Below are 11,322 nucleotides of genomic sequence, written 5' to 3' on the forward strand. Positions count from 1 at the left end.
GATCGGACGGGGTCGATGAACCCCGCACCGGACCGCCACAATGTGCTCCGCGCGACTCAAGATCGCGCCAACCTCAGAAGGGTTTCGAGAGCACATGTCGCGAACGACGCAACGGTTTCGTCTGACCGCGGGTGCCGCGGTCGTCACGTTGCTCGCCGCGGGGCTAGCGGGGGTCGGAACACCAGCGCGGGCGGCAACGCCCCAGCGCGGGACACCAACCACGGCTACCCCCTCGAAGAGCACGCCCCCCGCGGACCCGGTCTCGGCCGCCGTCAAGCAGGCCCGGGCCGACGGCGAGCCCGTCCAGATCCCGTCCCTGCTGGACGAGTACACGACCACCTCGGCGAACCCCGACGGGACGCTGACGCAGACCTACTCGACCGCCCCGCAGCGGGTCCGCCAGGGCACGAAGTGGGTCCCGATCGACACGACCCTGGTCAAGCAGAAGGACGGCAGCTACGCCCCCAAGGCCACGCTGTCCACGCTCTCGGTGTCCAGCGGAGGTGGCACCGGGCTGCTGACCATGCGCGACGGCTCCCGATCCCTGAAGTTCAGCTGGCCGAAGAAGCTGCCGGCGCCGAAGATCGACGGTGACACCGCCACGTACGCGAATGTGTACCCGGGCGTCGACCTGCAGATCATCGCGGACGCCACCGGCTACTCGTCGATGTTCGTGGTGAAGAACGCACAGGCCGCCATCCCGCCGACGATCGACTTCGGTCTGAGCGGCACCGGCGTCGAGCTCGGCACGACCAAGGACGGCGGGGCCGAGGCGAAGGACCCGAAGTCCGGCGAGGCCATCTTCCACACCGGCAGCGCGGTGATGTGGGACAGCACCCCCAGCACCGGTGAGACCGCCGCCGAGGTCGCGAAGATGGACGCGCGCACCGCGGCCGGGCGGATCGGCGCCAACCGGTCCAAGATCGCGGTCGGGATCAAGGGCGGCAGGCAGTCGCTCACCCTCGACCAGAAGCTGCTCACCGCGAAGACCACGAAGTTCCCGGTCTACGTCGACCCGTACTGGTCGGGCAACCCGAGCCAGATCAAGTGGGCACGGATCTCCAGCAACGGCTGGAACGTCTACAACTCCACCTCGAAGACCGGCTCCACCAGCGCCCGCATCGGTTACGACAACTGGCCGGAGAGCGGCGGCGCCGGCGAGCGCGCCAAGACCTACTACCAGATGAACACGTCCGGTATCAAAGGCGCGGAGATCTTCGAGGCCAACCTGTACGTGACCGAGCGGTGGGCGGCGTCCTGCTCCAACACCGCCGCCGTCGTGTACGGCACCGCCGCGCCCAGCGGCTGGGGCTCGGGCAGCCTCTACTGGGGACACGAGCCGGGCAAGGCGACCGGCGTGCTGTCCACCGTCAACGGCCGCGAGCTGGACTGCGGCAAGAAGACGATCCGGGTCAGCCCGGCGAGCCTGAAGTTCAACGTGCTGAGCTACGTCAAGACGATCGCGAAGGGCAACAAGGCCAACGCGACGTTCGTGGTCCAGGCCAAGGACATGGACGACAAGTACTCGTGGAAGCAGCTGGGCTACGGCGGCGGCGCGACCCTGTCGGTCAAGTACAGCTACAAGCCGAAGCTGCTCAACGGCACCGGCAGCCCGAAGACCACGCCGAGCATCGTCGACCAGGGCAAGAACGTCACCACGACACACACCCCGACCCTGACCGCGTACGGCGTGAACCCCAAGGTCAACAAGCTGCAGGAGAACGTCCGCATCGAGTACCAGGTGTTCAAGGGCGCGACCCGGGTCCTCACCGGTTACAGCGGCTACAGCCTCAACGGCGGCGCCTACCGGACGGCCTCGCTGGCGGACGGCACCTACACCTGGAAGGCGACCGTGCAGAACGCCTCCGGGTTGTGGGCCGGCGTCTACACCGCCACCCAGACCATGGTGATCGACACCGTGGCCCCGAAGGCGCCCACCGTGCGGTCCAGTCAGTTCCCGCCGAACATCCTCGGCGGGGCGTACACCGACAAGGGCACGTTCGCCTTCGGCAACGACAAGACCAACAACGTGACCGGCTACCTGTTCGGCCTCGACATCGACCTGGCCAACACCGTGTACGCCACCAACAAGGGCACCCAGTGGACGGCGACCACGGTGCTGAAGGCGAACACGATCTACTTCGCCAAGGCCGACAACGCCGGCGGCACCGGCACGGTCGTGGTCAACGGCACGGCCGGCGTCCAGTTCGCCCCGATCACCGCGGGCGCGCACCGGCTGTTCGCCAAGGCGGTCGACCAGGCGGGCTCGACCTCGCCGCAGACGGCGTACGCCTTCTCGGCCGGCATCCAGACGCCGTCGTTCACCTACGGCAAGCAGTTGGTCTCCGGCGCGACGTTCACCAACTCCGACGGCACCACGACGACCACCCCGGCGGCCACCAAGGTCAGTGCCAAGGGCCAGATCATCTCGCAGGCGGCGGCGTGGCTGTACTTCGGTGACGGCTACCAGCTGGTGCTGTCCGACACCAGCAGCACCGCCAAGGTCGCCCAGGGTGACAAGGCGACGATGTACTTCAACGTCCCGGCCACCGGGGCGTGGGAGATCGGCGCGAACCTCACCACCGGCAGCGCCGACGGCATCTGGGACATCACCCTCGACTCCGGTCAGGCGACCCAGAAGACGCTGCTCACCGGCTTCGACGGGTACCAGGGCGCCAACGGGTCCCCGCGGTTCGTCCACTTCGGCGTGGTCAAGGACGCCGCGGGCAAGCCGATGACGCTGAACAAGGGCGCGCACAGCATCACCTTCACGATGACCGGCAAGAACGCGGCCTCGACCGGTTACCAGGCCGGCATCGACCTGCTGCGCATCTCGCCGCTGCCGATCTGCACCATCGACAACACCGCGACGTGCCTGAACAACGCGTCGACCAGCACCCTGACCGAGGGCACCACGCCGACCATCACGGTGGCCAACGCCGACGGTCCGGGCTCCAGCATCGAGGCGGCCGACCTGAAGGCCGCGGGCTGGACGGCCGGCAGCACGGTCACCGTCAACGGCGCCAAGATCAAGCTCCCGGGGATCTTCGGCACCGGCGCCAAGGACAACATGATGGCCAACGGCCAGGTGGTCAACATCCCCACCTCGGGCGTGGTCAACAAGGGCAACGCCCTGGTCTTCGTGGGCTTCGCCACCGACGGGCCGACCAACGACTCGACCGGCACGATCAACTACGCGAGCACCAGCTGCGGGCTGAACAGCCAGTCGTTCACCCTCAGCACGATGCCGGACTGGACGAACAACACCCAGAACTCCGACGCGGTGCTCACGCTGCCGCGCTACAACAAGAGCAACGCCACCCGCGTCGCGACGGCGCTGCACATCTTCTCGGTCACCGTGCCGCTGCAGTGCCCGGGCGCCGTGGTCGAGAGCGTCGTGCTCCCGGTGGTCACCGGCATCCCGCAGTACGGGGTGGACACCCTGCACCTGTTCGGGATGGGCATCCGGCCGAGTTCGGCCGGCGACTCGGCCCACTGGGTCGGCACCTGGTCGGCGGCGCAGGACACGGACGTCGTCAACGTCGACCCGAACGACGCCCCGGCCACGCTGAACGGGCAGACGCTGCGGATCCCGCTGCGGGTCTCGCTCGGCACCGCCGGCGCCACCCAACAGATCCGGGTACGCCTGTCGAACGCTCGTGGCAAGACCCCGGTCACGTTCGGCGCGGCCTCCATTGCGCTGCAGGACGGAACCACCGAGGACGCCACCGCGGCGGGGACGCCGAGCAGGCTGACCTTCAGTGGATCGACCACCACCACTCTGGTCCCGGGCACCGAGGTGCTCAGCGACCCGGTCACGCTCAGCGTCTCCGAGCGGAGCCGGGTGCTGGTCAGCATCAAGGTGAACGGCACCGTCACCGCGGTACCCGGGCACAAGGACCCGCGGCTTCCGATCTGGACGAGCGCCCCGGACAGCGTGGACCACACCGGCGAGTTGGGTGCCGGCAACTTCACCCTGTCCCCGCTGAGCGGCCTGCCGTACGTGGCCGGCCTCGACGTCACCACCTCGGCCTCCGACCCGGCCGGTGCGCTGGTGCTGCTCGGTGACCAGACCATCAACTCGGACACCGCCGGCCAGGACGGCTACCACCAGTTCGACGAACGCCTGGCCGACTTCCTGGCTGATGCCGACGACGGCAACGGCAAGGTGCCGTTCGGCGTACTGAACCAGGGCAGCAGCAGCTGGGGCAACCGGGTGAAACTGCCGAACACCAGCACCACGCTGGCGCAGAGCGCCCTGACCGACCTCGACCGGTCGGTCTTCAGCCAGGCCAACGTGCGGACCGCGCTGATCTCGGCCGGCTCCACCGACCTGCTCGCCTGCACCGGCACCGCGGACGCGTGTTCCGCACCGGTGATCGCGAAGCTGAGCGGGCTCGCCGCCCAGATCGGCAACTTCAAGACCGACGACTCGTCGAACACCGGGGTCGTTCTGCCGAACCCATCCGGGAACATCAAGGTGTACGTGGCGACGCTGCCGCCGTTCACCGGCACCCACACGGCGGTGCAGGAATCCGCCCGGGAGATGGTCAACGCGGCGATCCTGGACAGCAACCTCAGCGGGTACGCGGACGGCGTGATCAACTTCGCGGCGGCAGTGTCCACCGAGGGCGACGAGAACTCCGACACCGTCGGATCCGACTACCTCTGGGACGACGGTGCCGGGCACCTCTGGCCGAGTGATGTCTACTACGAGCAGCTGGCGTGGGAGTACCTCGCGAGTTCGGACCGCATCGACCGGGTCAGCGACGAGACCGGCACGCACGACGGTGACGACTCGGTGGCGGTCTGGAACTTCGACGAGGGCACCGGCACCGTCGCCAAGGACACCGGCATCGGCGTCCCGGCGGGCACCACGCACAACGCCACCCTCACCAACGTGGCGTGGGGCACCGGCCGGATGCTCGACTCGAAGGCCGGCACCTTCAACGGCACCAGCAGCTACGGCACGACCGACTACAAGGTCAACACGGCCAAGAGCTTCTCGGTGGCGGCGTGGGTGAAGCTGTCCGACAAGACGACCGACCGGACCGTCTTCGCCCGTGGCTCCACCGGCTGGGGCTCGCTGTACCTGCAGTACAACAAGGCCGAGGACCGGTGGCTGGCGCAGATGCCGTCGGCGACCGCGGGCGGCGACGAGGTCAAGTGGTTCGACGCGCTGTCCGACTCGGTGCCGCAGGCCGGCGTGTGGACCCACCTGGCGGCCACCTACGACGCGGATCTCAGCACGCTCACGCTGTACGTGAACGGCGCGGCCGAGACCCTCATCGAGGAGGTCACCCCGTTCAACGACACCACCGGGTCGGCGTACATCGGCCGGGCCGGCACCAACTGGTTCGCCGGTGACATCGCTGACGTGCGGATCTGGGCGCGGGCGGTGAACGCGGGCGAGGTCGACCAGCGGTCGGCGGCCGAGCCGATCGCGGACTACGAGTTCGAGGACGACAGCGTCGCCACCGTCGCCAAGGACTCCACGTTCCACGGCAACGACGCCACGTTCGACGGCGGCGCGGCCTACGAATACCCGGGGCGCAGCGGCTGGGACATCGGCGCGCTGCACCTCAACGGCACCGACGCGACGGTCAGCCGGGGCCCGCTGCTCCGCACCGACCAGTCGTTCACGGTGGCGGCCTGGGTCCGCCTGGACGCGGCGACGTGGAACCACGCGATCGTCAGCCAGGAGGGCGCCCACGTCGGCCGGTTCTCGCTGCACTGGAGCGTGGAAAGTCAGGCCTGGCAGTTCACGCTCTGCCGCACCGACACCGCGGCGCCGGAGACGGACGCCGTCGTCGGGCCGACGATGACAGCCCCGCCGATCGGGGTGTGGACCCACGTGGCCGGCGTCTACGACGCCGCCGCCGGGACCATGGTGCTCTACATCAACGGCGAGCCGGTGGCCACGAAGACCGAGGTGCCACTCTCGCCGTGGCAGGCCGGCGGATCGTTCCTGATCGGCCGCAGCAGGTGGGACGACCACGTCACCGACTACTTCCCGGGCGCCGTGGACTCCGTCCGCGTCTACCAGGGCGCGGCGACGGAGGACCTGATCAACGAACTGATCGAGTCCTGACGAGATAGGTGACACAGGTGGCGCCCGGGCTTCACGGCCCGGGCGCCACTTTTTTGAACGGACGAAAAAGCGCCCGGGGCGATCCGCCCCGGGCGCTTCGTCGTGCGGTGTCTCAGCCGAACGTCAGGTTCAGCTTCTTGGTGCCGTTGGCCGGGATGCCGACCTTGGTGGCCGACGCGATGTCGGCGGCGTGGTCGTAGAAGCCCTGGGTGTCGTGATCGTCCAGGTAGTAGCGCCAGCCGACCTTCACCTGCTGGCCGCCCGCGACCGGCACCTCGTACGACTTGCCGTCGGTGCCGTAGCTGTCGAAGGAGCCCAGGTCGTCGCCGGTGGCCGCGTTGTAGGTGTGGATCCGCCAGCTGGCCGTGGGCGCGGCCGGGATGGTCACCGAGCCCTTGATCGTCGACGTCTTGCGCGGGGTGAAGTTGTAGGTGGTGCTGCCGCCGGTGACGACCGTGACCGTCTCGGCCTGGAAGCGGTTGCCGGTGTGCCCGGACCACTCCCGCGTGTAGCCGTACTTGCCGAAGAGCAGCGGCCACGCGTACGGGCCGAGCTTGTCGATCTGGTAGGTGCCCTTCGCGTCGGTGACCGCGTCCCAGGTCGGGCCGGAGTCGCTCCACGCGCTGTAGGCCACGTCGAAGCCGGCGAGCGGGGCGCCGGCCGCGTCCGAGACCACGCCGGTGATCGTGCCGGGCTTGTCGAGCTTCACGGCCGGCGCGGCCACGGTCCGGCCGGGCTGCACGACGATCCGGGCGGCCGCCTTCTGGTCGCCGGTGCCGCCCTTCTTGCCGACCCACTGGTGGCCGTAACCGGTCGGCGCCACCGCGAACAGCTCGTACGTCCCGGCCGCCATCGGCTGGGAGAGCGCCTGGCCGGCGGCGTCGGTGCAGTCGCCGTACCCCTCGCCGAGGCCACCGGTGCCGAGCGTCCGGAAGATGGAGCAGGTCCGCTCGACGGCCGCGCCGGTGACCCGGTCGGCCGCGCTGGTCGAGATCTTGCCGCCGAGGGCGAGCGGAACCGAGACGGTGGTGGTCTGCCCGGCGGTCAGCGTCACCGACGTCTGGCCGGACCGCAGGTAGTACGAGCTCTCGCCGGGCGTGACGTCGAACGGGAACGTGCCGGACGGCAGGTTCCGAACGGTGACCGAGGTGCCCGCGTCGCAGCCGCTGCCGTCCCGTGGCGTGTAGACGAAGACGCACGTGTCGGCGATCGGCGCGCCGGTGGTGGCGTCGATCGCGTTGACCACCAGGGTGGCGCCGGCCAGCCAGGTCTCGTCGACGGTCACGTCGGCGCCGGCCGCGACGGTGAACGCGGTGCCCTCGGCCTGGGTGGCCTTGCCGGGCACCCACTGCTCGCGCGAGTAGTCGGGGGCGGTGAAGGACACCTTGTACTTGCCGGGCAGCACGCCGGAGACGCTCCAGGTGCCGTCGTCGCCGGTGGTCGCCGGGTAGTTGACCCAGTTGTCCGGGTCGTCGAGCACGACGCTGACCTCGTAACCGGCCTGCGGCGCGCCGCTGCCGTCGACCAGCGTGCCGTGCACGACGGCCGGGGCCAGCTGGGTGTCGTCGACCGTGACCGCCTCGCCTTCGCCGACGGTGATGCGGCGCGCCTCGTCGCGGTCGAGCGTGCCGCTGACCCACTGGTCGGCGCCGTTGTCCACGTTGAACGAGACCAGATAGCCGGCGCCGGCCAGCACCTCGCCGAAGTTGTAGTTGCCGTCGTCGAAGGTGCTCGCCCAGCCGACCTGCTCGTCGCCGAGATGCAGGGTCACGTAGGCGTTGGTCAGCGGCGAGCCGTCAGCCTTCGAGAGGTGGCCGGAGACCGAGCCGGTGGGCAGCTTGTGGTCGTCGACCGTGACGGTCTGGCCGGCGGTGACGTCGTAGACGGTGGCCGCGTCCTCGGCGGCCTTCGACACCGCCCACTGCTTGGCGCTCTCCCAGTTGAAGCTCACCGTGTAGGCGCCCGGGAACGCGTCGATCGTCCACGCGCCGGTCTCGTCGGTGTAGGCGTACAGGTAGGCGCCCGAGGTGACGCCGCGGGCGGTCACGTTCGCCAAGGCCGGGTTGCCGGCGGCGTCGATGAAGTGCCCGGTGAGCCGGCCGGTCGCCGGCTGACGCTCGTTGACGGTGAGCGTGCCGCCGGCGGCGAGCTGGTAGACGGTGGCGGCGTCGCTGTCGAACACGCCCGGCGACCACTGCTGGCGGCCGTTGTCGTCGAACTGCAGCTTGATCCCGCCGGCCGGCAGGCCGGTGAACTTGTAGTGGCCCGCGCTGGTGGTGTTGGTGTCGGCGAGATAGTCGCCGTCGCCGTTGTAGGCGGTGACGTAGGCTCCGGCGATCGCAGCGTTGCCGGCCGTGGTGAAGTCGCCCTGGACCGTGCCGCCGGCCGCGGCCGACGCGGGCGCGGAAAGCGCACCCACGGCAACCAGCCCGGCGACAACGGCATAGCCAAGACGAGCCATGGTGGAGCGGCCCATCATTTCCCCCGTGTGTCGGTGTGTGGCTGGATCGTAGCCTTACATCGACGTATGGAAAAAGACGGATTACGGGTCAGCGCCGGAGGGTCAGGATCAGGTCGACGACCAGTGCCGACCACCCGGTCTGGTGCCACGCGCCGAGGCCCGCGCCGTTGTCGCCGTGGAAGTATTCCGGGAACACGATCAGGTCTTTCCAGTCCGGGTGCTCCTGCAGGATCTCGTTCGCGCCGTAGATCGGCCGGTGGCCGTCGGCGTCCGGCAGGAACAGCGAGATCAGCCGCCGGGACAGGTCGTTGGCCACCGCGGACAGCGACATCTTCTGCTGCGAGCCGGTCGGGTATTCGACCATCAGGTCGTCGCCGAAGAATGCGGCATATTCCCGCAACGCCTCGATGAGCAGATAGTTCACCGGCATCCAGACCGGGCCGCGCCAGTTGGAGTTGCCGCCGAACAGGCCGCTCGTGCTCTCGGCCGGCTCGTAGCCGACGGTGAAGTCGGAACCGCCGAGCGACACCGTGAACGGCTTCTCCAGGTGCGACCGGGACAGGGTCCGGATCCCGTACTCCGAAAGGAATTCCTCCGGGTCGAGCATCCGCGCCAGAACCCGCAGCAGCTGGTCCTGACCCACCATCGACAGCAGCCGGTGCTGGCGGCCCTCGGCCGACAGCCGGCGCGCGCTGATCACGTCGGCGACCTCGCCCTGGGAGTGCCGCAGCCAGCGCAATCGCGCGTTCAGCTCGGGCAGCCGGTTGAGCGTGCCCGCGGTCAGCCGGGTGGTCGCCGCGAGCGGCAGCAGGCCGACGATCGAGCGCACCTTCAACGGCAGCTTGTGGCCGTCCGGCAGCCGCAGCTGGTCGTAGAAGAAGCAGTCCTCCTCGTCCCACAGGCCCTGCCGGTAGGCGGCCTCGGCGATGTACGCGAAGTGCTCGAAGAACTTCGTCGCCATGTCCTCGTAGGTGCGGTCGTGCAGGGCCAGCCGGATCGCCATGTCGAGCAGGTTCAGCGCGTACATCGCCATCCAGCCGGTGCCGTCCGACTGCTCGAGCACGCCGGCCACCGGCAGCGCCGCCGACCGGTCGAACGGGCCGACGTTGTCCAGCCCGAGGAAGCCGCCCTCGAAGACGTTGTTGCCGCCGACGTCCTTGCGGTTGACCCACCAGGTGAAGTTGAGCAGCAGCTTGTGCATGATGCGGGCGAGGAAGTCGTGGTCCCGGCCGCCGTCGATCTCGAAGACCTGAAGAGCAGCCCACGCGTGTACGGGTGGATTGACGTCGCCGAAGGCCCATTCGTACGCCGGAATCTGGCCGTTGGGGTGCATGTACCACTCGCGGAGCAGCAACAGCAGCTGGGACTTCGCGAAGCCGGGGTCGACGCGGGCGATCGAGACACAGTGGAACGCCAGGTCCCACGCCGCGTACCACGGGTATTCCCAGGCGTCCGGCATCGAGATGACGTCGAAGCTGTTCATGTGCCACCAGGCGTTGTTGCGCCCGTAACGGCGGCCCGGCGGGGGCGGTGACGAGCCCGGGTCGCCGGTCAGCCACTGCTTCACGTCGAAGTGGTAGAACTGCTTGCCCCACATCAGCCCGGCGATGCCCTGCCGGGCCACCGCCTTCTCGTCGGGCGACGCCTCCGCCGGAATCACGTCGTCGAAGAACTCGTCGGCCTCGCCGGCCCGCGCACGCATCACCGTTTCCCAGCCGGCGCCGAGGTCGAGATTTTCCGGCTCGTCGAAACCCTCGCCCTGGGCGAGGCGGAGCCGGAGAATACGCGTCTCGCCCGGCCCCAAAGTCACTTCATAGTGCAGCGACCCCTTGGTGCCGACGTTCGCCGGGTTGACCGTGGGCGCGCCGGTGACCAGGTGGTCGTTGATGCCGTCCTTCGGGAACATGCTGGTCCCGGGCTGGCCCCACAGGCGCTGCGCGTTGGTCTCGTTGTCGCAGAGCAGGGTCGGCGCCCCGGCCTCCCCTTCGAGGACGAGCCGGCCGATCGTGTGGTGTGTCCCGGCGAGGCGACCCGGCTCACCGGTCAGCGACGGCTTCGGCCGGTTCTGCGTGCCCCACGACCAGGTGTTGCGGAACCACAGCGTGGGCAGCACGTGCAGGGTGGCCGCATCGGGGCCGCGGTTGGAGACGGTGACCGCGATGCACATGTCCTTCGGGCCGGCCTTGGCGTAGTCGACGGTGACCGCCCAGAACCGGTCGTCGTCGAAGACGCCGGTGTCGACCAGCTCGTACTCCGGCTGTTCGCGCGACCGCGTGCCGTTGACCTGGACCAGCTGGTCGTACGGGAATTCCTGCTGCGGATAGTGGTAACGCCAGCGCATCCACGAGTGGGTCGGCGTCGAATCCTGGTACCACCAGTAGTCCTTGGCGTCCTCGCCGTGGTTGCCGCCGTCGCCGCCCAGCCCGAACATCCGCTCCTTGAGGATCGGGTCGTTGCCGTTCCACAGGGCGAGCGCGAAGCAGAACGTCTGCCGGTCGTCGCAGATGCCGCCCATGCCGTCGTCGTTCCACCGGTACGCTCGGGACCGCGCATGGTCGTGCGGGAAGTAGTCCCACGCCGTGCCGTGCTCGCTGTAGTCCTCACGGACCGTGCCCCACGCACGCTCGGCCAGATAGGGGCCCCACGAGCGCCACGGCTGCTCACCGGAGTCGGCCTGCGCCAAGCGCAAGAGCTCCACGCCGTGTCTCACCCCCATAACTTCATTCTGACCGTTGCGTGTTACGTCTGTTGACTACCAATGATTCTGCCC

3 protein-coding genes are annotated in these 11,322 nt (G+C 69.1%); 1 reads left to right on the top strand and 2 read right to left on the bottom strand.

The window, feature by feature from the left end:
* Positions 1-94: 94 nt before the first annotated feature.
* Complete coding sequence (locus AB0E90_RS03380; protein WP_360398507.1) at positions 95-6,091, top strand: LamG-like jellyroll fold domain-containing protein; 5,997 nt, start codon at positions 95-97, stop codon at positions 6,089-6,091.
* A gap of 112 nt (positions 6,092-6,203) precedes the next feature.
* Here AB0E90_RS03380 and AB0E90_RS03385 read toward each other — a convergent pair whose 3' ends face one another.
* Entirely contained in the window at positions 6,204-8,510 is a 2,307-nt protein-coding gene (locus AB0E90_RS03385; RefSeq protein ID WP_360398509.1) for a carboxypeptidase regulatory-like domain-containing protein, read from the bottom strand.
* 130 nt (positions 8,511-8,640) lie between these two features.
* Positions 8,641-11,250 carry a glucosidase gene (locus AB0E90_RS03390; protein WP_360398511.1) on the bottom strand — a complete coding sequence of 870 codons (2,610 nt, stop codon included), beginning with the start codon at positions 11,248-11,250 and terminating at the stop codon, positions 8,641-8,643.
* Between the last annotated feature and the right edge of the window lie 72 nt (positions 11,251-11,322).

This window comes from Actinoplanes sp. NPDC026619 (assembly GCF_040638295.1).
GTDB lineage: Bacteria > Actinomycetota > Actinomycetes > Mycobacteriales > Micromonosporaceae > Actinoplanes.

What these genes read in the sequence shown, in the direction of transcription:
- AB0E90_RS03380 (WP_360398507.1), top strand. Translation starts at nt 95, where the DNA reads ATGTCGCGAACGACGCAACGGTTTCGTCTGACCGCGGGTGCCGCGGTC.